This is a genomic window from Thalassospira sp. SM2505 (assembly GCF_054901115.1).
Window position 1 is genome coordinate 3,167,501 of the sequence record NZ_CM142731.1, and the last position, 23,012, is coordinate 3,190,512.

The window sequence follows — 23,012 nt, forward strand, 5'->3', positions numbered from 1 at the left end:
ACAAAAACAAACCCGTTAACGGCAAAATTGCCATTGCCCCCGATCTGTCCAACCAGACCGCACGCCCGGAACGTTTTGAACAAACACAAAACGGGGCGATACATTTCTGCATCGCCCCGCCAGATCATTTGAAGATCACTTTATATATGTATGGGTCTAGTTGACTTCGCGGTCATTGGGCTCGGCCCGGACCGGGAACCCGTCAAGGGCATGATCTTTCTTGATTTTGGCCGCGTCATCACGGGCTTCCTTCAGCGTCGCGAACTTGCCGATACGCACGTAATACCAGGCACTGTCATCAGCAGCCCCGCGTACGACCACCGCGACCGAAAGCCCCTTCTTGCGCAGTTCTTCTGCACGCTGGCTGGCATTTTCGTGCACCTTGAACGCGCCGACCTGAACCGAGAACGGCGTTTCACCGTTGGTTGCAACTTCACCAGCACTTGCCGGTGCCGCCGCAGGTTCGGCTGCCTTGGCCGTTTCAGCCACAGGCTCTGATGCCTTGGGTGCCGGGGGCGCCGGGGGCGCAAGAGGTGTTGGGCCGGCTTCGGCCGGTGTGGCCGCAGGTTTTTCTTCGACGACCGGCGCAGCAGGCGCGTCCCCTGCTTCACGGGATTCGGCGACATCACGAATTTCAGGAGCGGAAAGAGTCCCCGTCTCTTCCGGATTAGCAGATGCGGTCATTTCAGATGCCGCATCAACTGCTTCACCGGTTGTTTCCGCGACGTCCTTTTGTGCTTCATCGACAGCATCGTCGAGGGCTTCGCTACGCTGGGCAATCAGAGCCCCAACCGGGTCATCGCTTTGATTGGCGATCTCGGCTGCAGGTGCCGGAGGTTCGGTCTGCGGGACCGGTTCGGAAATCACAGCGGGCTCTTCGGGGGCGGTTGCAAGCATTTCAACCGGCGCCTTTTCGATTGAGGCACCTGGCGCGCCTTCATCGGAATCCATAAACAGTCCTGCGCCCACCAGCATTCCGGCAAAGAACAGGACCAGACCAAGCATACCGGCCCCTGTGACAAGGCCAAGAAGGGTTTTGCGATCCATATCAGCTATCCGTGCATTAAAGTTTTGCCGATCACCAGCGCGAAGTCCTGCACGCCCGTTGCCATCACCATGCCCGTCACGGCCATAGATAAAGGCCGGTAGCGGCGCGTCCTTTTGCTCGGGTTCAGGTTGCTGATCCGGCTCGGGCGTCGCATGCAAATCGGGTTTGTTGGTTTGGTCTTCGCCAACCATGAACTTGGCCATCCTTCACGACATCATTGTGACTATCGTTTTGTAACCGCCAGCACGTTTATAAAACGCTAAAGCCGTTCAATCGCCAACACTGCACTTTATATAGAGCAAAGTTATGGCAGGCCCGGTCAGGGATTCAGCAAGAAAAGACAGATCGGAAATCATGGCAAAAAAAGGAGGGCTGGTATTAAGCCCGGCATTGTCCCGCACAATAAACCGGATACCAGCCCCCACAAGTGAGAGAGATCGACCTTCGGGGAGAGAGAGTCCCGAAGATAATGGTCATCAGGCACGCCATGTCAGCCTGATGACCGGTCGCAAACGACATCGCCGTCTGCATTTGACAAAAACAGTCATAGAGCATCCAAAATGCAATTGCAAACGATTATCACACACATTCGCAAATTTTTTCCCTGAATTTCAAACCATTGGCTTTTCTCGCGCCCTGATTGACACCATCTAAAAGAGAACACTCCCCATTCAAACACATGCAAATTGCAGAATTTCCCGCAGGTTTTAGCGGTTTCTTTCAACTAAAAGATTGTTTTCCAATTTCAGCTCTGTTTGGATCATGAAAACTACTCTCAAGAAGTAGACCAGGTGGGAGCGAGACACCGAGACAAGACAAAAAGAAAAAAACGGTTTGCTCTGGAGTGATGAATATGACGGGAGATAAAGCCGCAAAGACGGCTATTGCAGGAGGTGCAACCAGCCTTCTGACGTTACGGCGTATTTTGCTTGTAACGGGGTTACTGGTTTCAGGTGCTGTTACATGGATGCTGCTTTGGACGGGAGATACCTATCGCAATTTTGCTGTTGAAACGCTGAATAACTCGGTCAGCGGAACGGTCAATTTCTTTGTCGGATCGCGTGTGGCGGCCGACTATGCAGACAAAATCACACCAATTGCCAATGAATGGTCACGTCTTGGCAGTCTGGTGAAAAGCTATCAGGAAAATGACCAGACACGCATGAAGGCAGAGCTCGATATTCTGTCAAATGCGCGCGAGGTGGTTCAGGGCGATATCAATCTGATTGACGCCATCGCCTATGACCAGGACTTCAACCAGCTCGCCACATCAAAGGCCAATCTGGGATCGAGCGCGACAGATGATGCCGACGTCAAAGCCTTTTTGACAGGTCGCGACAAGGGTGAAGCCCGCAAACCGGCAAGCTTCATGTGGACCACGCCCGAAGGCCGCCCGGTCTTTAGCCTGATCCTGCCGGTTGGCGGTTTCCGCGCGGTTGGCTATCTTGAAGTGATCACCGATCCGCTGCCGACACTTGCAGGCATTGGCAAGGTTCTGGGCGGGAATTTCCAGATTCTCGATAAATCCGGTGCCGTGCTTTTTGAAAGCCTTGAAGACGGTGCTGCCGATGAGGGCGGTGTGACCCTTCCGGCAACAGAAGATGCACAGGAAGGTATAGCTGCCCCTGAAAGCGGAACATCTGAAGGTGCCAAGGACAGCACATCGGCAATACACCGCGCGGCTGTTGACGTTGCCATCAGTGACGGTCGCGGCGGAATATGGGCCGAAGCGGTGTTTGACCGCGATATTTCGGACTTCTATGCCCAGACAGATGATCTTCGGACATTATCGATTGAAATCCTGATCGGAGTGCTGCTTGCCGCATGGATTGCCGGCTGGGTTCTGTTGCGAACGACGGTATTTCGCAATCTGCGGGCCTTTGCCCGTGCCATGACGTCGATTTCCGAAGGCGACACCAATGTCAGTCTGCCACAGGTCGGCAGTGACGAAATCGGCGAGATGAAGAAAGCCCTGATTGCGCTGCGGTCCTCGGTACGTCAGGCATTGATCCTGCAAAACATGGTCGAACACACCCCGACCATGACTGCATTGATCACGCCAGACGGCGACGTCGGATACCTTAATGCCAGCGCCCAAGACTATGTTGGTGGCACGGCAAGCACGGTTTCGGGGGATTTCCTTGAACTCGGAACGGACTTCCAGTCCCGCCTGTCCAATCCCGATAACCTGCCCTTTACCGAAATCATCCGTAACAAACGCGATTATCTTGAAATTCTGGCAGCCCCGGTTCGGGATAAGGATAATGCGCTACTGGGCACCATGCTGGCATGGAATGCGGTGACCGAACGTGAGGAAAGCAAGATCGCCGTCACCGAAATGATGGCCGAGGTTGCCCGTGTTGCCCAATCGGTAACCGAGCAGTCCGAAGGCCTTCTTGAACTTGCCAGCGAGTTGACCGACCAGTCGCAAAATACGGTTCAGCAATCTGGCGGGGCGCTTGATGTATCGCGTGAAGCCGCATCAAACACCCAGAATGTCGCCACCGCGGTCGAGGAACTTTCATCCTCGATTGCCGAGATCAACCGTCAGGCATCCGAGGCATCCGATGTGACCGGACGGGCACAGAAGGAAGCCGAGGAAAGCCAGCGCAATATCGGATCGCTTGAAAAGGCCAGTTCCGAGATCGGCTCGATCATTGATCTGATCAACGATATCGCGCATCGCACCAAGCTTCTGTCGCTGAATGCGACAATCGAGGCAGAACGCGCCGGTGAACTTGGCAAGGGCTTTGCCGTCGTGGCCAACGAGGTCAAATCGCTGGCCGATCAGACTGCAAGTGCGACCGGGCAGATTGGCGATCTGACCACAGCAATCCAGCAGGAAGTCCAGAAAGCCGCCCAGTCGATCAGTACGGTTGGAGACGTCATCCATCAGGTCAATGACATCCAGTCGACCATTACGCATTCGGTCGATGAACAGCGCCGCGCCACAAGCGAAATTTCCGAAAACGTTCAGCGCATTGCCGAGGGTGCCGGTTCGATGGATGAGATGATCCGCTTTGTCAATGAAGGGGCATTGGGGACCGGGCGCAATGCCCAGGACCTTAATACCGCAAGCCATCAGCTTTCCGAGATGGCGCGCAACCTTTCTGACCGGATGCGGGAATTTAGCGAACGCATGAAGCTGACCTGATCAGAGGTTGGTATCGTTCCGGCAAAAAGGGCGGCTCCATCAGAGCCGCCCTTTTCTATTGATGCCAGTGATCACACCGCGCGCCTAGCTTGCGATTGATTTCGAGGCAATTTCATAAAGATCGCGCGAGATTTCCGGCTTGGCCAGAACGCGTTCGAGTGCCGCCTTCATCAAGCTCGCACGTTCACCATCATATTTCGCCCATGTGCCCAGCGGTGCACACAGACGTGCAGCAACCTGCGGGTTGATGTCATCAAGCTCAATCAGGCGATCAGCATAGAATTCATAGCCCGATCCGTCCTTGGCGTGGAAGGCGCGCGGATTGCCCATGGCAAATGCGCCGATCAGTGAACGGACCTTGTTGGGGTTACGCATGGTAAATGCCGGATGGCTCATCAGATCCTTGATACGTGCAAGCGTATCGTCGCGTGATGACACGGCCTGAAGGGCAAACCATTTATCAAGAACCACACCATCCTTGGCAAAGCGTTCCTCGAAATCGGCAAGCGCCTCTGCCCGACCCGGATGATCAAGATTGTTCAGCACCGAAAGAGCGGCCATCTGATCGGTCATGTTATCAGCCGTGCGATATTGTTCTGCGGCAAGATCAGCATATTCGCCCTTCTCGCTTGCCACCAGATAGGCAAGCGAGGCAGCACGCAGCGCACGCTGCCCTGCCGAGGTTGCATCCGGGGTAAAGGCCGCGTTCGAGGCATTCTGATGGTAAGTGTTGGCAAGATCGCCCGTCAGACCGAGACCGATACGCTTGCGAAGCGCCTTGCGGACCTGATGGATGGCTTCGGGGTTTGCCGGTTTGCGTTGCTCGGACAGGAATTCCTCGCCGGGCAGCATCACGGCATCGGCGCGAAACGCCTTATCAAGATCATCATTCATAAGCGTTGCGCCCATCGCCGCGATAAAGGACGCGACACTGTCGCCCTGCGCATCAAGGGCGGCATCGGCATCGCCACCATTTTCCTCATATGCGGTAATGGCCGACAGCATCAGGCGGGTTGCATATTTCTGGCCTGCTTCCCAGCGATTGAAGGCATCGGAATCATTGCCCATCAGGAAGACCAGTTCTTCATCGGGCTGATCGGTCATGACATTGACCGGGGCCGAGAACCCCCGGTTAAAGGACACTACCGGCTTCTCGGAAACACCGTCAAAGACGAATTCCTGACTATCGCTGGTCAACTCAACCGTCTGTGCCACCAGATCGGAACCATCGGCACCAAGAAGACCAATGGCGATTGGCATATGGAGCGGCTGTTTGTCCGGCTGCCCCGGGGTCGGTGCAGTCTTTTGCGAAACACTCAGACGGAACTGTCTGGCATCGGCGTCATAGCTGCCTTTCCAGGTTAGTTCCGGCGTACCGGCCTGTGAATACCAGCGTTTGAGCTGAGTGAAATCAATGCCGTTGGCGTCTTCCATTGCCTTGGCGAAATCATCACAGGTCACGGCCTGACCATCATGGCGGTCAAAATAAAGATCAATGCCCTTGCGATAGCCATCCGGACCCAGAAGCGTATGCATCATGCGGATCAGCTCTGCACCCTTTTCATAGACCGTGGCAGTATAGAAATTGTTGATTTCCATATAGCTGTCCGGGCGCACCGGATGGGCAAGCGGACCGCCGTCCTCGGGGAACTGGCGGGCACGAAGCTGGGCGACATCCTTGATGCGCTGAACCGGGCGGGACCGCTGATCAGCCGAGAATTCCTGATCACGAAAAACGGTCAGACCTTCCTTGAGCGACAGCTGGAACCAGTCGCGACAGGTCACACGGTTGCCCGACCAGTTGTGGAAATATTCATGCGCCACAATGGATTCGATCAGTTCGTAATCCATATCGGTTGCGGTATCGGGCTTGGCCAGAATATATTTGGCATTAAAGATATTGAGGCTTTTGTTTTCCATCGCCCCCATATTGAAGTCCGAAACCGCAACGATGTTAAACAGATCAAGGTCATATTCCAGACCATAGACCTCTTCATCCCATTTCATCGACCTGATCAGGCTGTCCATCGCGTAATCGCAACGGTCTTCATTGCCATGTTCAACAAAGATGCGCAGCGCGACCTTGCGGCCCGACATGGTGACAAAACTGTCTTCGACACAGGCAAGATCACCAGCCACCAGCGCAAACAGATAGGACGGTTTGGGGAACGGATCTTCCCACACGGCAAAGTGACGACCACCGTCAAGATCACCGCTATCGATCAGATTGCCGTTTGACAGCAAGACCGGGCAGCTCGCCTTGTCTGCATTGATCGTGACCTTATAGGTCGCCATGACATCGGGACGATCCGGGAAATAGGTAATGCGACGGAAACCTTCGGCCTCGCACTGGGTGCAAAAGGCACTTTGCGAAACATAAAGGCCTTCAAGCCGGGTATTGTTGGCGGGTGAAATCTGGGTTTCGATTTCGGCGATGAAATTTGATCCCGGCGCGGTAAAGCGCAGCCCTTCGGCATCGACGCCAAAATCGCTTGAGGCCAGTCGCACCCCGTCAAGGGCGACCGAAAGCAGTTTCATATCTTCGCCATGCAGGAAAACCTCGTCCCCCTTGCCGGTGCCGCGCGCAGGATTCGCAGCAATAAAAAGCCGCGATTTGACATTTGTGACGTCCCGTTCGAGATCAAAAACCAGTTCGACCTTTTCTACAAAAAAGTCAGGTTCTTTATAGTCTTTACGGTGAATCACTTGCGGCTGTTCAGACATTTGTGAGTCCTTTTTCCCTTGGGCTGCGCGGTTTTGGAACGGATTGTATAAAATCGCCAATATTGCAGCGCAGTGTCGTTTGTCAGAACTGAATTTCGGTCATTCATTTAACTGATAGGATAAATTTCATTTTTCCTCAAATGCGGAGTTTACGGCACCTGTTTTAGTATGCATAATCCCAAACGGTGGCGCGAGGGGGGCCAAAGTTTCACATTTCGTGGGGCGAGAGTGATCTTTGGTTTCCCTCAACCTTCTGCGCATAATCCTTGCTTGCAGAACGTCGCTTTCCGGGTCGCAGACATACCAAAATCAAATTATCCCAACATTTTCTCACCTAACACTTTGTGAGTTCCGATTGATCGGGATAGAATAATCGCGACCTGTCAGGGAAATAACATCCAGGGGATACTCGCCGATGACCGAGACTTTCCAGATTCTGATCGCTGATGACCATCCGCTTGTACGCGGGGCCCTGAAACAGGCATTATCAACAGAACTGGATAACGTTACGGTCTATGAGGCAGGAAGCCTGTTTGAAGCGATTGAACAGATCGAAGCCCATAAGGGCGACATTGATCTTGTCCTGCTTGATCTTCATATGCCCGGCATGAACGGTTTTACCGGCCTGTTCACATTGCGCGCATCCTATCCCGATATTCCCGTTTCCATCGTATCTGCCAGTCAGGAACTTCCGGTGGTGCGCCGTTCGATTGAATATGGCGCGTCGGCCTTTGTCCCGAAGTCAGCACCGGTCGACCAGATCGGGCTTGCGGTGAAAACCGTTCTGGATGGCGGCATGTGGATGCCCGACTGGGCCCGCGAAGCCATGGAAAACGGACCTGCCGATGACGAGGCCACCGGTCTGGCCGAGAAAATCGGGCAGCTTACCCCACAGCAGCTTCGTGTTCTGAACATGCTGACCGAAGGCAAGCTCAACAAACAGATCGCCTATGAGCTTGATGTGACCGAAGCCACGGTCAAGGCCCATGTATCAGCCATCCTGCGCAAGCTTTCGGTCCATAGCCGCACACAGGCCGTGATCATTGCCCGTGAATTGCAGCTTCAGGAACCGGCAATCGAGGCGTAAGGCAAACCCGCCTTAATCGCCAGATCCTCCTGCCACCAAAGCCTCCTGCCCTGCCAATTTTGGAGCCTTGCTGATCTCCTCAGGGGATCAGAATCCCCTTGGCTGTAGTCCGGATCGCACCGGATACTGCATCAATTGCTGCATCGTCGCTTAGTGCACGCGCAACCGTCAGCCCGCCAATCAGAACCCCCAAAAATGCCCAGGCCTTTTCAAGGCGCTGATCTTTTGGGAATTGCGACAATCCCCCGGCAATCAGTCCGGCAATTGTTTGCATCTTTCGATCATAAAGCGCACGCGTTTCATCATCTGCCCGTCCCATTTCCGGTGACAGGCTGGTCATCGCACAGCCGCACGCCAGATCATCGCGATGGGCCCGGCCCAGATAATATTCGATAAAGGCATCGGTCCAGCCATCGCCAAAATCACGCTGGAATCGGGGGATGCCATCAATCACTTCATCAAGACCAAGATCAAGGGCCGCGCGAAACGCCCCGTCCTTTGATCCGAAATGGGCATAGAACGCCCCCGAGGTCGCATTGGCTGCCTTGGCAATGCCGTCCACCCCGACCCCGGCAAAGCCCTTTTCCCGGAAACTGCGGCTTGCAGCATCAAGAATGTTTCGCCGGGTTTCTTCCTTGCGCGTCTGGTTTTTGACCATGCGATCCTCAAAAATATATCGACCGTTATATTTTTAATTGACAGCAGCCCGATTGTCGATCACTCATTTATATAACGATCGTTATATTTACTAACCACATGGATCAACCAACATGACAATCGGTCCGAAACGACCTTCGCTGTTCATGCCTGAACCCGGTCATCACCCCGACCGGCGGGCCTTTCTGAAACAGGCTGGCACGGGCATCGCCCTTGCCGGTACCGCCCTTCTCACCCCCGGCCTTTTGAACGCTGCAAGCAATCCCAAAAACGGAGCCACCCCGATGACCCAGAACGCTTTTGTCTACACCGAACTTCAGATTTCCGCCCCGTTTGATCAGGTTCCCTGGCAGGCGATCAATGACAAGATCAAGGCCCTGCCGGGTTTCCTGAGCAAGACCTGGCTATCGGGTCTTGGCAACAATTCCGCTGGTGGCATCTATGCCTTTGACACCATCGAGAACGCCCAGAAATTCGTCACCGACTATTTCCCGGCAGAAGCACGCAGCTTTGGTGTTGCCCAGACCACGCGTATCTTTGATGCCGTTGCCACACAGGAAGCCAGCATCGACATGAATTCGGTGCATTATGGTGCCCGCCTTGATCAGAAACCCGCGGCCTTCGTCTATACCGAGGTGCAGCTGAATGTTCTGCCATTTGACAATGGCCCATGGCGGAAATTCAACCCGATCCTGAAGCAGCAGCCGGGCCTGATGGCAAAAACCTGGCTGAGCGGTCTTCACACCGGAACGGTCGGGGGTTTCTATGCATTTGATTCCATCGAAAATGCCAAGAAGTTCGCGATTGACTATTTTCCGACGGAAACAAAGCAACTCAATGCGGCCTTCTATACCCGCGTGTTCGATGCCACCCCGACCGAGGCCGCCAGCATCGATATGGCGTCACCTTTTTATGGCTGATGCCATCGGTCTGAACGCAGACCAGACCTGATACGAACCGGGCGCATCATTCCATGGATGATGCGCCCTTTTTGATGGAACAACCCGGCATAATCGAACGTTATTGATACGGACAGCTGCCGCATGCATATCGCCCGGCAGAACAAGGCCGGAGCAACATATGAGCGCCCAAGGTGCCGCAAACACATCAAACGACACCAGTACCGGAAACAGCCGCAATGCCCCCACAGACGAACCAGCAACCAGAACCGCATCCAAACAGGCGCGCGCACTGGTCTATCGCCGGGCACGCACGATATCGGTGATCGGAAGCTTTGCCATTCTTGCGCTTGGCTGTCTTTATGTTGCGCAAAGTCTTTTGCTGCCGGTGATCTTGGCTTTCTTGCTGTCACTGGTTTTCTCCCCGCTGGTTCGCGCCCTGGCGCAGTTTCGTATCCCGCGCAGCATCAGTGCGTTTGCCATCGTTCTTGGCCTTAGCGCATCGGTCATTGCCGGTATCTATGGCCTGAGCGGCCCGGTATCAGGCTGGATCGACGAAGCCCCACAGATCGAAAAGCAGTTGCGCCTGCGTCTTGCCGATCTGAGCGAACCGCTTGATAAACTCCGCGATGCCCAGCAACAGGTTACCGAGGCCACCGACCAGAATGGTGGTGACGACAATGTTCAGAAGGTCGTTGTCACCGAACCCAACCTGATCAGTCAGGCCGCCGAAGGTGCACCCGATATCCTCGCAGGTATTGCGATGATGCTGGTGCTGCTTTTGTTTATCCTGTCGGCCGGTGATCTTGTTTACGAGAAGCTTGTGCGTGCGCTTCCGACCTTTGGTGACCGGCGCAAGGGGCTTCGCATTGCCCATGATATCGAACGCGAGGTATCTCGCTATCTTGCCACGATCTCGGCGATCAACATTACGCTTGGCATCCTTGTTGGCAGCCTGATGGCGATTATCGGCCTGCCCAATCCTGTGCTTTGGGGAATTGCAGCCGCAGTTCTGAATTATGTGCCAATTCTTGGTGCGCTGACCGGGATTGCGATTGTTGCCATTGTCGGGCTGGTATCGATGCAGACCACGGGCGAGGCGCTTTTGGCCCCGGCACTTTATTTTGCCTGTACCGCCCTTGAAGGACAGATCATCACCCCGGCCCTTGTCGGCAACCGGCTGCGCATCAATTCGATTGCCATCATTCTTGCCGTTGCCTTTTGGGGCTGGATGTGGGGCGTGGTCGGCATTCTGGTGGCTGTGCCGCTTTTGATCGTGACCCGTGTGATTGCCAATCATGTCGACGGGCTTGGTGGGTTGCGCGAATTGCTTGGCCCGCACAATCACGGCAGCAACGGCAATGCGCTGGCCCGCACGGGCTAAAACCGGGTTCCCGATATCCCGCTTACAGATGATGACTTGCGCCTATGCGGATGCCCCTTGCCAAAAGCGGGCATCACTGCCACCTTTTGCCGATGTCAGATCAGGTCGAGATCCTTATTCATGATTGCCTTGGTGTTGAAGCCGTCCGCGCCAGCACGCGCCACAGCTTTGCCAAGCACAGCCATGAAACATTCGGGATCGGGCTGATGTTTGCCGGTGCCCAGAAATCCGCATCCGGGCGCGGCATGGTCGAAGCCGGGGCTGGCAATATCATCACGGTCAATCCGCGCGAAATCCATGACGGCCATCCGATTGGCGATCAACCGCGTTCCTGGAACATGCTGTATTTCGATCCTTCGGTGATTGCGCAAGCCGCATCGGACCTGCCCGGCGGAACAAGCGACAGCTATGAATTCACCCGCCCGGTGATGGATCAGCCACATGTCCGAACCTGTTTTGCCGCCCTGTTTGATGCGATCACCCACGGGACAGAGGCCGCAACAAAGCTCCGCCGTGATGAAATGCTTGTGCTGCTGCTTCATCACGCCCTGCTTGCACCAGAAGCCGTCACATCCAGTCACGAAACGCGCCGCGCGGTCGCCAATGTCCGGATCAAACGTGCCCGGTCCCTGCTTGATGATTGCCCTGCACAGGCCCACAGCCTTGATGATCTTTCAAACGCCACGGGCTTGAGCCGCTTTCAAACCCTGCGCGAATTTACCCGTGCCACCGGCCTGACCCCGCATGCCTATCTGATCCAGCGGCGCATTGACCTTGCCCGCACCCTGATCCGGGCGGGTCAGCCGCTTGCCGATATTGCACATAGCACGGGTTTTGCCGATCAAAGCCATCTTAATCGCCATTTTGTGCGGGCTTACGGCCTGACACCGGGCCGTTTTGCGCGAGCTGTTCGGAAAGGTGAGTAACCCTCACATTTCCGATTTTCGGCACGAAAGCCCGCAATGTCCGCCGAACCAACATCCTGCAATTCCGTTCAAGAATGCGGCCCGCGCCACCCGTAAATTGACTGCATCACAGTCAACCAAACGGACGCATCATGATCACCCTTGATTACCTGATCACATCGCTCATCATCGTCGCCCTGCCCGGCACCGGCGTGATCTATACCCTCGCCCTTGGATTGGGACGCGGCATGAAGGCCAGTATCTGGGCGGCATTTGGCTGTACGCTTGGCATCGTGCCCCATATGGCGGCCAGCATCCTTGGCCTTGCCGCCCTGCTTCATGCCAGCGCGGTTGCCTTTGAAATCGTCCGTTATCTCGGTGTGGCTTGGCTTCTTTATATGGCCTGGGGCATGTGGTTTGGGACGGGTGCAATGAAAGTCACCGCCAATGAGACCAAAACCGGCATCGCCAAAATCATCCGCGACGGCATTTTGCTCAACCTGCTCAACCCCAAACTGTCGGTCTTCTTCCTCGCCTTCCTGCCACAGTTTGTGCGCGCGAATACGCCCGACACCACAGCGGAAATGACCCTGCTCGGCCTGATCTTCATGGCAATGACATTCGGGGTATTTGTGATCTATGGATGCTTTGCCGGGGCGCTGCGCCAGCATATTCTGGAACGCAAGAACGTGATGAGCGTGATTGGGAAGAGTTTTGCTGGGGCCTTTATCCTGATGGGGGCAAAACTTGCTATCACCAATGGGTAAGTGGTTCGCAGAGCACCACGCATTCGATTATATGCATCAATGGTTATTTTCAGATGAGCGACTTCACCTCATCACAAAAGACCACGATACTTATTTACCTACTGCTCAGATTTGCAGATCCGAGATAACGATTATTAAACTAACAATGATCTCCGCAGATTTGAACATTGATTCGAACAAGTTTCTCTTACAAACTGCTTTATACGAAAATGATAACGTCGCTCCACCTGAAAAATAACGATGCAAAAACTCAACAATCACAGGAACAACTAGATGCCTAACCATGATTTTTTTGCATTTGTTCGTATAGCGGGCCAAAATACAAACCATGACTGGCAAAATCTGAAAAAGAATATTCTATCAAATCCCTCTAAAGAAATTTGGATCAAGGCATATGACAGCTTCTTAATGGAGAGACTACACACAAGATACATATACCCAATAAAAATACTTCGTGAAAATGGTGAAAACAAAGGAGAAGGATTTTCAATAGTTTCCATTCAATGCGCATTAATTGAGTTTCTAGCATCCTTCAGACTTGGCCTAAACTACAGATTTATACGCCGCGGAGAATTATTAGGTGAATTTGAATACAACAAAAGCAAACAAATTTTTGTTGAATTCCTTACCACGGCACCTCTATTTGCAAATGTATTCTCGACCGATCTAGCATTGGATTTCTACGAGAACATTCGATGTGCCTTACTACACGAAGCGATGACGAAGAACGGTTGGCGAATATGGGCCTCAGGTGAAGAACCCATAGACCCCGACTCAAAAATTGTGTATAGAGATAATTTACAACTTATAATAGAAGGATATTTGCAGTGGTACAAGACAGAACTTATTTCATCAGACAGTATCCAGCGCGCTTTCATCAGGAAATTTGATAGAATATATCTATAAGTTTACAGCCCGCTCCCCCGCGGAACATGCTCCCCACAAGAATTGCATATATCTGAGAACTCCCTACATTGAAGCTCTTACAGTGCTGTGGTGTATCGGTCACACGCCCGTCTAGAATAGGTAATCCATGAGTAAAGCGGGAAAAGCGGGTTCGACTCCCGACAGCACTTCCACCCGATCTTCGAAATATCTGACTTGCTTACTAACAGAAATAGGGCAAGCTTCACATTTACTTACGACGATCATCGTCGGCTTAAATGCTGTTGAGAATGGACAGAAAAAACCTGATACACTCAACGTGTCATGGTCCCCATCTGATCCAGCACTTTCCGCTAGGAAGTCAGCCCTATTTGCTAGGAAAGCTGCTATTCTCTACATCGCTGAATCTACATTGGCGTACTTCAAAGAAATACAAAAACTTGACTTGTGCGAGGGCATTCGCGAGCAGCTAAGCGACCCTAACTCAGGCAAAGACGAGAAGGCGAGAATCACCGCCACTCATTGCGCCAATGAGCAGTCAATGGACCCTGATCTATCAGGAATGATGATATTGCTGCGATGGCGGCATAAAGTGGCGCACAATGATGCCACAGAAAAACTCAAAGACGAGAAAAATACGCTCCTAAAGAGAAAGTCAGAAATCTACGAAAAATACAGCCACCTAGACGTAGAGAAACTTTTCAATAGCTTCGAAGAAAACAGTCCAAAATTAAAAGAAGTCTCTTGCCTTATTGCCATGACCATTAACACATGCAGAAAAGTTGATCAGTACGTTCAGGGAAAACTTGCAGACATAAGAACCAAAGAAGAGCTGAACAACTACCTATTTTCGATGGGTGTAGAGAAAAAAATCGCTAAGATAAAACGAGAGACGAAGCCTAGTTCAGTTGAAGCATCAATCAAACGGCTTATCCAGACTGACCATCCAGAAATCGTCAGCGCATTCCTGAAATACTACTGAATAAACACCTTTACTGCTCACTCCGCAGCATCACTTCCCACCCGATTAAGCGCCCGCGTCATAAGTGCCCGCAGCTTCGCAGGACGCAGCGGTTTGTTGAGCAGGGAGAAGCCCTGTTCGCGGATCAGGTCGGCGGTCTCAGTCGAGCGGTCGGCGGTGATGATGACGCCGGGAACGTTAACGCCGTGAACATCGCGAAGCCGGATCAGGACTTCAAGGCCGGTCCGGCCGGAATCAAGGTGGTAATCGGCAAGGATGATATCGGGGACGAAGGTGCCCTTGCCCGGTTCTGATCCGGTCAGGAGGTCTTCGGCGGCACGGGCAGACTGTGCGGTTGCCACGACGCAATCCCAGTTGCCCAGCATCGCATTCATGCCATCAAGGATATCGGGTTCGTTATCAATGCACAGCACACGCAAACCGCCCAACTCGCCCGCCATGCGGCGTTTGGGTTTGGGCACAAGGCTTGTATCGGCAACACCGAGCGGCACTTCGACCGAGAAGACCGTGCCGCGACCGGGGCGCGAGCGCACAGTGACGGGATGACCAAGCGACTTGCCCAGACGATCAACGATGGCAAGACCAAGGCCCAATCCCTTTACATCGGTGGTTTCCGGGCCATCAAGGCGATGGAATTCGCGGAAGATGATTTTCAGTTTGTCTTCGGGGATGCCCGGCCCGCTATCCCAGACTTCAAGCTGCAATTTATCGCCGCGTACACGACACCCGACCACCGCCCCGCCAGTGCGGGTATAGCGCATGGCGTTGGAAATGAAGTTTTGCAGGATACGGCGAAGCAATCGACTGTCACTGCGCACCCAAAGATCGCGTTTATGCACCCGGAAACTTAGCCCCGCATTTTCGGCAATCGGGCCAAATTCGGTTTCAAGCGCGCCCAGAACATCATTGATCGCAAAGTCGCGAATGGTCGGTTGCATCGCCCCGGCATCGAGCTTGCAGATGTCCAAAAGCTCGTTCAGCAGTTCCTCGACCCCCTTAAGCGACAAATCGACCTTGCCGACCAGATCAAGGATATCCTCGGCCAGGCCCTGTTTACCGCCCAAGGCCACGGTGAACAGACGCGCAGCATTAAGCGGCTGCAAAAGATCATGGCTGGCCGCAGCAAAGAAGCGGGTTTTGGTATCGTTGGCGGTTTCTGCCTGTTCCTTGGCAACGGAAAGCTCGGAATTGAGGACCTCAAGCGCGTGGGTTCGTTCGGTCACGCGGGCCTCAAGGCCTTCGTTGGCTTCCTTAAGGGCCTGTTCGGCGGTCTTGCGTTCGGTGATGTCATGATAGATGCAGAAATAACCCAGCACTTCGCCGGTTTCATCAAAGTGCGGGATATAGGTACCCTCGGCATAGCGGCCTTCGCGGACACCCTGAATGCCGCGTTCATCATTGCGGTTGCGCGTGATCGCCGGGAATTCGATTTCAAAGCTTTGACGATATCCCTTAAGGACAAGCTCGATCATCGGGGCGAGATGGACATAGCGTTCCTCGCCCACCGCCTCGCTGACTGACATGCCGTGGGCCTCGACCCTGCGAAGGCCAAACATCCGTTCATAGGGGCGATTGGTAAAACGAAGACGCTGGTTTTTATCGGCATAGGCGATCATCACCGGAATATTATCGGTGTAAATCCGGATATTGCGTTCACTTTCGCGAAGGGCTTCTTCGGTGCGCACGCGCGCGGTGATATCGGCAATGGTGGCCACAAAGCCGCCATCGGGCATCGGGTTGGTGCGAATTTCAAGCACCATGCCGTCAGACCGCTTGCGTTCATAGGTGTGGGGAAGCCTGCGCATCTGGGGGGCTGCATTGCGGCCCAGAAGAATATCAATATCGACCGACCGCATTTCATTGTCCCGGCAAATCCGCACCAGTTCGGACAGCGGCAAGGTCACCTGAATATCATTGGTGGCTATGCCCAGAAGATCAATGAAGCGATGGTTCCATGTCGCCAGGCGCAGGTTCTGGTCAAACACCCCGACCCCCTGGGAGATGTTTTCAAGGGTATTGAGCAACAGGTCACGATTGAACTTGATGGCCTCGGACGCCTCGTCCAGAAGCTCCATCGCATCGCGGCGCGACACGGCCTTGTCAGGCAACAGCAACGCCATCACCACGCGCGACGATGCCGCCCCCACAGCACCTGACAGAAGATGTTCGGTAAAGCTTGCGGCATCGACATCGGCAAGGTCGGAACGCTTTGGTTCGCCGCCGCGCGATTGCAGGTAATTGCGAAAGGCGCGCTGTGCCCAGTGTTTGCCAAGGAAGCGTGCGGCAAGGTCTTCGAGGTCGCCAAGAGTAACGCGCCCCATCCAGGTATCATTGCGCGCCTTGGTATTCTTGCGCCAGACATCGACAAAAACCTGGGCCTGCCGACGCTGGGTGACGCCCTGCACACCAATCGCCGAGCCGACAAACATCAGAACAAAATTCACCCCAAGCGACCAGACAACACCGTGGGTCAGATGATCAGCAATCCCGACGCCCAGAAGCGCCTGTGGATTAAGGATGGCGATCCCGAACGGCCCGTCGGTCAGGAGGGATGCCGGAAGCAATTCGCCTTGGACAAATACCGGCAGCAAAAGCGTATAGGCCCACAGAACAAAGCCCGACAACAGGCCAAGTCGCACCCCGGTTCGGTTGATGTTCTTAAGATAGATTGCCGCCAGAACGGCGGGACCAAATTGCGCCATGGCGGCAAAGGACAGCATGCCGATATCGGCCAGCGCATATTTTTCCGACAGGAACCGATAGAACCCGTAAGCCAGAAACAGCAGCAACACCACCGCAGCCCGGCGGATTTTCAGCAATACCTGACTGACATCGCCCGCCATGCGGTTTTGCAATTTTTCCGAGCGCAGCAAAAGCGGCATGATCAGGTCGTTACAAACCATGGTCGATACCGCCACACAGGACACGATCACCATGCCGGTACTGGCCGAAAGCCCGCCGATAAAGGCAACCACCGCCAGCCAGTCCTGCCCGCCCAGAAGCGGCAGGGTCAGAACGAATGTATCGGGATTGACCTGCGGATCGCCGCCAAACATGAACAGACCGGCCACCGCAATCGGCACAACAAAGATATTGATCGCCACCAGATAGGCCGGAAACAGCCAGCGCGCGCTGACAAGATTGCGGCTGTCATCATTCTCAACAAAGGTCACATGGAACTGGCGCGGCAAACAGAACATCGCAAAGGCAGCAAGCAGGGTCGCAATGAAGAAATGCGATGTCAGCCAGGTATCGGGGCTGAAAAGTTGCCGGACGGCGGGGTCGGACAGTGCGCGTTTATTGATATCGGCAAAGCCGTCAAACAGGCCATAGACAACAAAGAACCCGACCAGCAAAAGCGCGGCGAGCTTGACCAGACTTTCAAAGGCAACGGCCAGAATAAGCCCGTCGTGATGTTCGGAGGAATGGATGTAGCGCACACCAAACAGGATGGCGAAAACCGCCATCAGGATCGTGACATAAAAGGCCGTATCCTTGGAAAAATGGCCTGCCGAATGACGCACCACCTGTTCGCCCAGCTCGCCGATCAGCACATCAAATGACAGCGACACGGCTTTAAGCTGCAACGAGATATAGGCAAGCACGCCGACCACGGCGATCAGGGCAACAAGGGCAGCCAGACTTTGACTTTTGCCATAGCGTGATCCCAGAAAGTCGGCGATGGAGGTGATGTTCTGTTGATGGCAGACGCGCGCGATCTTGGTCATGATGCCAAAACCAAGGATCATGACAATCAGCGGACCAATATAGATCGGAAGAAACGCCCAGCCACGCGTGGCCGCCGTCCCGACCGAGCCAAAAAAGGTCCAGCTGGTGCAATAGACCGCCATCGAAAGCGCATAGATCGTCGGCTTGAGCCGGGATGCGCGCCATTTATCGGCATATTTGTCACCATAATGGGCAATGGCAAACAACAGACCGATATAGGTCATGGCAACGATAAAGATCAGTCCGCCCTGAAGCATCCGCGCATAGCCCTTATTATGACCACCAATTCAGGCGGTTAGGATATTCTCTTATCGGGGACTATACCACGGCGGACGAATTGTCTAAAACGACGCAAATTCAATTCAGACGAAATATCAATGGAAGCGTGGTTCAGATGCCTTCTGATTATGGCTTTTACGCCGGAATTTTGCGTTTTGTCGCAAAGAAAACCGAAACCGATGATCGCGAAATCCGCGTCATGATGGGCCATCTGGCCGGGATTGCCGATGCCATCGAACAATCAGGGCGCTTCATGATCGAACGCGACAATTGCGAAAGTGCCGCGCGCGCCTTTGCCGGTGTTGCCAAGTTCCTGCAGGAACGCATCCTGCCCGAGGCACTGAATGCCGGAAACGAAGGTGCGGTCGAGCAGCTTAAATGGACGATTGAAACATCGCTTGTCATGGCAGCCGAACTGGTCAAGCGCCCCGCGAACGAGGAATTCAAGGATCAGGACAGGTTCACCTTTGACCTGCCCGCCACCCCGAATGCCCCCACGGTGCATTGATCTGGTAGCAGCAGATAATTTCAGGACGTTTGATCAGGGTGCCATGGCACCCTTTTCTTTTGCAGCAGATTAAGATGGCCCGGCTTCTTCGGCCAAAACGCGCATATAGGCCGCCTGAAGTTCTTCAAGGACTGATTTTTCCGGGGCCGGCTCCCCCAGATGGATATGGCGCAACTCATCCATAAAGCCCTGCCACATTGCCGGGCCGCCTTCTTCAAGCAATTGCGCACGGATCGCCAGTTCGCGCGATACCGGCATATGCCGACGCCCCCACGCCCCCATCTGCACAAGAAGCGGCACCAGTTCGATGGCGGGCCCGGTCAGGCTATAGATCGATTTTTGTGCGTGGTCCGGGTCCGAACGCTTGGACAAAAGTCCCTCTGCGACCAGACGTTTCAGACGTGCCGAGAGGATGTTTGAGGCAATGCCCTCTTCGGAGGCGCCAAGCAGTTCGCGGAAATGACGGCGATTGCCAAACATCACATCGCGAATGACGATCAGGCTCCAGCGATCCCCCAGAATTTCAAGCGTCAAATTAATCGGGCAACCGGAACGATGGTCCATTCTTGGCATCCTTTTTCACACTGGTTGCAAAATAGGACCAGTTTTGCTAAAAGACAACTGATTGCATTATGCAATCAGTTTTATCTCCACATCATCCCGGCAGGAGGCGCACATGCCGATCACATTCTATGGCCATTACTTCTCGTCCTTTTGTCAGAAAGCGCTGATTGCGTTTTACGAACACGGACTGGACTACACATTCCGCGAGATCGATTTTCAGAACGACGAAATTATGCAGGAACTCGGTGCTCTGTGGCCGATCAGGAAGATGCCGGTAATTGTCGATCAGGACCGCACAGTTATCGAAAGCAGCATCATTGTTGAATATGTCGATGAACGCTATCACCGGGACTTCCGCCTGATCCCGCAAGATGCCGACCGTGCGATTGAAGTTCGGTTCATGGACCGATTTTTTGACCATTATGTTGCGACACCGCAGATGAAGCTGGTGATTGATGCGATGCGCTCGGAAGGAGAGCACGATCCTTATGGTGTTGCCAAAGCCAAGGTGATGCTTGAAACATCCTATGCCTGGCTTGATGAAAAGATGAAGGATCGGACTTGGGCCATTGGCAACGATTTCACCCTGGCCGATTGCGCTGCAGGGCCACATCTTTTTTATGCGCACTGGAGCCATCCGATTGATCCGCGCTTTGAAAACCTTCGCGCCTATCGTGACCGGTTGATGGCGCGCCCGTCCTTTGCCCGTTGCATCGAGGATGGCCGTTATTTCAGACCATTCTTTCCACTGGACGTTCCCCACATGGATTTGGACTAGAAACGGCTCCCTTCCCTGATCAGTCCCGATGGCCAATCTGTCCCTAGCTCCAAAACGAAAAAGGCCGACACCCGATGGTGCCGGCCTTTGTCATTTCTGCAAGATCAATTTGAAATTACGACGCCTGTTTGGCAAATACGTTGGCGCGCTGGATCAGTGCCGTTGCCTCAAACTCCTTGCCATAGGGTGCTGCCTTTTTGGCGAAGTCCATCAGCGATGCATAGATGCGGCCATTGAGGTCATTCTTGCCAGCGATTTCTTCAATCGCTTCCTGGGCAGCACCGGCAAAGGCATTGATCAGATCATCATTGAAATGACGGATCTCGGTGCCCTTGGCGAGAATTGCCTGATAGGACTGAACGTTGTTGAAGGTGAAGTCAGACAGGGTCTGTTCGACATTGGCCTGTGCAGCAACGGCGACGATTTCCTGAAGGTCTTCTGGAAGTTCGGCGAACTTGTCCTTGTTGATAAAGACTTCGATACCCGAACCCGGTTCGGCGAATGCCGGGGTGTAGTAATATTTGGCAACCGATGCCAGACCGAATGCATAATCGTTCCACGGACCGACCCACTCGGCGGCATCAATCGCACCGGACTGCAAGCTTGGCAGAATGTCAGCAGCAGGCAGAAGCGACGGGGTTGCGCCCAGACGACGCATGGCTTCGCCACCGATACCTGCATAGCGGACTTTCAGGCCTTTAAGGTCTTCAACGGAATTGATTTCCTTGTTGAACCAGCCACCAGCCTGAAGACCGGTATTGCCTGCGAGGAACGGCTTGACGTTGAACTGCGCATAAAGCTCGTCCCAAAGCGCCTGACCACCGCCAAAGCGCAGCCAGCCCGAAAGTTCCCACGCCATCAGACCAAACGGAATGGTGGTGAAGAACGAAACAGCCGGGTCCTTGCCAAACCAGTAATAGGGCGTGGAGTGTGCGAGATCGGCAACGCCCTGCTCGACCGCATCCATGCATTCAAGTGCCGGAACAAGTTCACCTGCGCCGTAAACGGTGATGTTCAGACGACCACCGGACATCTTGTTGACGCGCTCGGCGAACAGTTCGCCATTGGCACCAAGACCCGGGGTTCCTTTTGGCCAGGGCATAACCATACGCCAATTGATGGTTTCATCGGCTTTAACGATGGCGGGCGCAGTAGCAGCGGCAGCAAAGGCACCGGCAGCAACGCCTGCGCCGCTCAGAAACTGACGACGTTTCATTGTGGGGCTCCCAATCAATATTGGTAATTTTTTGCGTTAAAAGTCTACGAAGGTAATTTCGTAACTCTGGCTGGCAACAAAGTTACGTTTTTTGGCGTATTCAACAATTCATGTTTGCGGGTAGCTGCATCGCGCAAACTGCATAACATCGACATTTCGTTGATATATTTTCATCCTGAGGTTCAGAAAAAAGGGGCCGCCCGAAAGCAGCCCCTGATCCTTGTGCCCGAATGGGGCACTATTATTAAGGTCAGTCCTAGTAGCCCCAGACCTTTGCACGGTGCAGAAGACCGGTTGCTTCGAATTCCTTGCCATAGCGTGCGGCTTTCTTGACGAGATCAAGATAGCTTGCCGCGATACGCCCCGACAGATCGTCCTTGGCCGCGATTTCATTGACAGCGGCCTTGGAATGTTCGGCCAGGGTCATGATGACTTCATCGGGGAACTGACGAACTTCGACACCCTTGTCGATCAGCGGCTGATAGGACTGGATATTGTTGAAGGTAAAGTCAGCCAGGGTGTTTTCCGAAATTGCCTGTGCGGCAAAGCGGATGATCGCCTGCAAATCGGCTGACAGGGCATCGAACTTGTCCTTGCCAACAAAGATTTCAAGGCCCGGGCCGGGCTCATGGAATGCCGGGGTGTAGTAATATTTGGCAACCTGATACAGACCAAACGCCATATCGTTCCAGGGACCAACCCACTCGGCTGCGTCAATTGCACCAGACTGCATTGCCGGAAGAATCTCGCCCGGCGGGATCATGGTGACATTGGCACCGGCACGGCGCATGGCTTCGCCGCCAAGACCGGCATAACGCATTTTAAGGCCCTTGAGGTCATCAAGCGAATTGATTTCCTTGTTGAACCAGCCACCTGCCTGCATACCGGAGTTACCGGCATAGAACGGTACAACATTGAACTGGGCATAGGATTCTTCCCAAAGTTTCTGACCGTCGCCAAAACGCAGCCAGGCGGAAAGTTCCCAGGCCGTCAGACCGAACGGAATGGTCGAGAAGAAGTTCAGCGCCGGGTTTTTACCCTGCCAGTAATAAGGTGTACCGTGGGCCATCTCGACCACGCCCTGTTCGACGGCATCCATGCATTCGAACGGCGGAACGATTTCGCCAGCACCAAAGACAGAAATGTTCAGGCGGCCACCCGACATTTCCTTGACCATGGCAGCGAACTTTTCAGCGTTGGTGCCAAGGCCGGGCGTTCCTTTTGGCCATGGCATCACCATGCGCCAATTCAGGCTTTCCTGTGCGGAAACAATAGCCGGTGCAGCAACAGATGCGGCAACGACACCCGCGCCAAGACCGGCTCCTTTAAGGAACTGACGACGTTTCATTGGGATCCCCCTAGAATCTTGTGTTTTGGTAGTTTTTTGCGCAACCACCACCCTGCGGAAGGGGATTTTGGCTAAAAGGCGCTTCAGTTTCCACCATT

17 protein-coding genes and 1 tRNA gene are annotated in these 23,012 nt (G+C 53.9%); 11 read left to right on the forward strand and 7 right to left on the reverse strand.

What is annotated here, in order from left to right; all coding sequences use genetic code 11:
- Positions 1-156: 156 nt before the first annotated feature.
- Complete coding sequence (locus ACTU44_RS14905) at positions 157-1,251, reverse strand: SPOR domain-containing protein (RefSeq protein ID WP_462095788.1); 1,095 nt, start codon at positions 1,249-1,251, stop codon at positions 157-159.
- 650 nt (positions 1,252-1,901) lie between these two features.
- On the opposite strand from ACTU44_RS14905, the gene ACTU44_RS14910 reads away from it, so the two are divergent.
- A complete protein-coding gene (locus ACTU44_RS14910) occupies positions 1,902-4,202 on the forward strand; it encodes a methyl-accepting chemotaxis protein (protein WP_462095789.1) in 2,301 nt (766 codons plus the stop codon).
- Between the two features lie 84 nt (positions 4,203-4,286).
- On the opposite strand, the gene pepN is transcribed toward ACTU44_RS14910, so the two are convergent.
- Entirely contained in the window at positions 4,287-6,926 is a 2,640-nt protein-coding gene (gene pepN / locus ACTU44_RS14915; protein WP_462095790.1) for an aminopeptidase N, read from the reverse strand.
- A gap of 415 nt (positions 6,927-7,341) precedes the next feature.
- On the opposite strand from pepN, the gene ACTU44_RS14920 reads away from it, so the two are divergent.
- Complete coding sequence (locus tag ACTU44_RS14920) at positions 7,342-8,013, forward strand: response regulator transcription factor (protein WP_336082887.1); 672 nt, start codon at positions 7,342-7,344, stop codon at positions 8,011-8,013.
- A gap of 79 nt (positions 8,014-8,092) precedes the next feature.
- Here the strand turns inward: ACTU44_RS14920 and ACTU44_RS14925 are convergent, their stop codons facing one another.
- On the reverse strand, positions 8,093-8,671 hold the full coding sequence (locus ACTU44_RS14925; RefSeq protein ID WP_462095791.1) for a TetR/AcrR family transcriptional regulator: 579 nt from the start codon (positions 8,669-8,671) through the stop codon (positions 8,093-8,095).
- A gap of 112 nt (positions 8,672-8,783) precedes the next feature.
- Between ACTU44_RS14925 and ACTU44_RS14930 the strand changes: the two genes are divergently transcribed.
- The 7 genes from ACTU44_RS14930 to ACTU44_RS14960 all read left to right on the forward strand — a co-directional run bounded on the left by ACTU44_RS14930 (position 8,784) and on the right by ACTU44_RS14960 (position 14,492).
- Positions 8,784-9,590 carry a YdhR family protein gene (locus ACTU44_RS14930; RefSeq protein ID WP_462095792.1) on the forward strand — a complete coding sequence of 269 codons (807 nt, stop codon included), beginning with the start codon at positions 8,784-8,786 and terminating at the stop codon, positions 9,588-9,590.
- Positions 9,591-9,750: 160 nt separating this feature from the next.
- Positions 9,751-10,953, forward strand: a complete 1,203-nt coding sequence (locus ACTU44_RS14935) for an AI-2E family transporter (RefSeq protein ID WP_462095793.1) — start codon at positions 9,751-9,753, stop codon at positions 10,951-10,953.
- Between the two features lie 44 nt (positions 10,954-10,997).
- The gene (locus tag ACTU44_RS14940; protein WP_462095794.1) at positions 10,998-11,879 is read left to right on the forward strand and encodes an AraC family transcriptional regulator; all 882 of its coding nucleotides are present in this window, start codon (positions 10,998-11,000) and stop codon (positions 11,877-11,879) included.
- A gap of 131 nt (positions 11,880-12,010) precedes the next feature.
- Entirely contained in the window at positions 12,011-12,625 is a 615-nt protein-coding gene (locus ACTU44_RS14945; protein ID WP_462095795.1) for a LysE family translocator, read from the forward strand.
- 273 nt (positions 12,626-12,898) lie between these two features.
- Entirely contained in the window at positions 12,899-13,531 is a 633-nt protein-coding gene (locus ACTU44_RS14950; RefSeq protein WP_462095796.1) for a hypothetical protein, read from the forward strand.
- An 81-nt stretch (positions 13,532-13,612) separates the two neighbouring features.
- Positions 13,613-13,704: transfer RNA gene (locus ACTU44_RS14955), tRNA-OTHER, on the forward strand.
- Between the two features lie 218 nt (positions 13,705-13,922).
- The gene (locus ACTU44_RS14960) at positions 13,923-14,492 is read left to right on the forward strand and encodes a hypothetical protein (protein WP_462095797.1); all 570 of its coding nucleotides are present in this window, start codon (positions 13,923-13,925) and stop codon (positions 14,490-14,492) included.
- A 17-nt stretch (positions 14,493-14,509) separates the two neighbouring features.
- Here ACTU44_RS14960 and ACTU44_RS14965 read toward each other — a convergent pair whose 3' ends face one another.
- Complete coding sequence (locus ACTU44_RS14965; RefSeq protein WP_462095798.1) at positions 14,510-18,478, reverse strand: hybrid sensor histidine kinase/response regulator; 3,969 nt, start codon at positions 18,476-18,478, stop codon at positions 14,510-14,512.
- Positions 18,479-18,615: 137 nt separating this feature from the next.
- Between ACTU44_RS14965 and ACTU44_RS14970 the strand changes: the two genes are divergently transcribed.
- The gene (locus ACTU44_RS14970; protein WP_114100134.1) at positions 18,616-19,008 is read left to right on the forward strand and encodes a hypothetical protein; all 393 of its coding nucleotides are present in this window, start codon (positions 18,616-18,618) and stop codon (positions 19,006-19,008) included.
- 69 nt (positions 19,009-19,077) lie between these two features.
- Here ACTU44_RS14970 and ACTU44_RS14975 read toward each other — a convergent pair whose 3' ends face one another.
- Positions 19,078-19,572, reverse strand: a complete 495-nt coding sequence (locus ACTU44_RS14975; RefSeq protein ID WP_462095799.1) for a winged helix-turn-helix transcriptional regulator — start codon at positions 19,570-19,572, stop codon at positions 19,078-19,080.
- Between the two features lie 112 nt (positions 19,573-19,684).
- Here ACTU44_RS14975 and ACTU44_RS14980 point away from each other — a divergent pair, with 112 nt between their 5' ends.
- Positions 19,685-20,350, forward strand: a complete 666-nt coding sequence (locus ACTU44_RS14980) for a glutathione S-transferase family protein (RefSeq protein ID WP_462095800.1) — start codon at positions 19,685-19,687, stop codon at positions 20,348-20,350.
- Positions 20,351-20,465: 115 nt separating this feature from the next.
- Here ACTU44_RS14980 and ACTU44_RS14985 read toward each other — a convergent pair whose 3' ends face one another.
- Both ACTU44_RS14985 and ACTU44_RS14990 read right to left on the reverse strand, forming a co-directional pair.
- Complete coding sequence (locus ACTU44_RS14985) at positions 20,466-21,566, reverse strand: TRAP transporter substrate-binding protein (RefSeq protein ID WP_114100137.1); 1,101 nt, start codon at positions 21,564-21,566, stop codon at positions 20,466-20,468.
- A 256-nt stretch (positions 21,567-21,822) separates the two neighbouring features.
- The gene (locus tag ACTU44_RS14990; protein ID WP_462095801.1) at positions 21,823-22,914 is read right to left on the reverse strand and encodes a TRAP transporter substrate-binding protein; all 1,092 of its coding nucleotides are present in this window, start codon (positions 22,912-22,914) and stop codon (positions 21,823-21,825) included.
- Positions 22,915-23,012 lie beyond the last annotated feature (98 nt).

Coding starts and splice junctions, on each gene's coding strand:
- ACTU44_RS14990 (WP_462095801.1), bottom strand. CDS start 22,914: ATGAAACGTCGTCAGTTCCTTAAAGGAGCCGGTCTTGGCGCGGGTGTC.
- ACTU44_RS14930 (WP_462095792.1), top strand. CDS start 8,784: ATGACAATCGGTCCGAAACGACCTTCGCTGTTCATGCCTGAACCCGGT.
- ACTU44_RS14965 (WP_462095798.1), bottom strand. CDS start 18,478: ATGCTTCAGGGCGGACTGATCTTTATCGTTGCCATGACCTATATCGGT.
- ACTU44_RS14950 (WP_462095796.1), top strand. CDS start 12,899: ATGCCTAACCATGATTTTTTTGCATTTGTTCGTATAGCGGGCCAAAAT.
- ACTU44_RS14970 (WP_114100134.1), top strand. CDS start 18,616: ATGCCTTCTGATTATGGCTTTTACGCCGGAATTTTGCGTTTTGTCGCA.
- ACTU44_RS14935 (WP_462095793.1), top strand. CDS start 9,751: ATGAGCGCCCAAGGTGCCGCAAACACATCAAACGACACCAGTACCGGA.
- ACTU44_RS14905 (WP_462095788.1), bottom strand. CDS start 1,251: ATGGCCAAGTTCATGGTTGGCGAAGACCAAACCAACAAACCCGATTTG.
- pepN (WP_462095790.1), bottom strand. CDS start 6,926: ATGTCTGAACAGCCGCAAGTGATTCACCGTAAAGACTATAAAGAACCT.
- ACTU44_RS14925 (WP_462095791.1), bottom strand. CDS start 8,671: ATGGTCAAAAACCAGACGCGCAAGGAAGAAACCCGGCGAAACATTCTT.
- ACTU44_RS14940 (WP_462095794.1), top strand. CDS start 10,998: ATGCGGATGCCCCTTGCCAAAAGCGGGCATCACTGCCACCTTTTGCCG.
- ACTU44_RS14910 (WP_462095789.1), top strand. CDS start 1,902: ATGACGGGAGATAAAGCCGCAAAGACGGCTATTGCAGGAGGTGCAACC.
- ACTU44_RS14975 (WP_462095799.1), bottom strand. CDS start 19,572: ATGGACCATCGTTCCGGTTGCCCGATTAATTTGACGCTTGAAATTCTG.
- ACTU44_RS14920 (WP_336082887.1), top strand. CDS start 7,342: ATGACCGAGACTTTCCAGATTCTGATCGCTGATGACCATCCGCTTGTA.
- ACTU44_RS14980 (WP_462095800.1), top strand. CDS start 19,685: ATGCCGATCACATTCTATGGCCATTACTTCTCGTCCTTTTGTCAGAAA.
- ACTU44_RS14985 (WP_114100137.1), bottom strand. CDS start 21,566: ATGAAACGTCGTCAGTTTCTGAGCGGCGCAGGCGTTGCTGCCGGTGCC.
- ACTU44_RS14945 (WP_462095795.1), top strand. CDS start 12,011: ATGATCACCCTTGATTACCTGATCACATCGCTCATCATCGTCGCCCTG.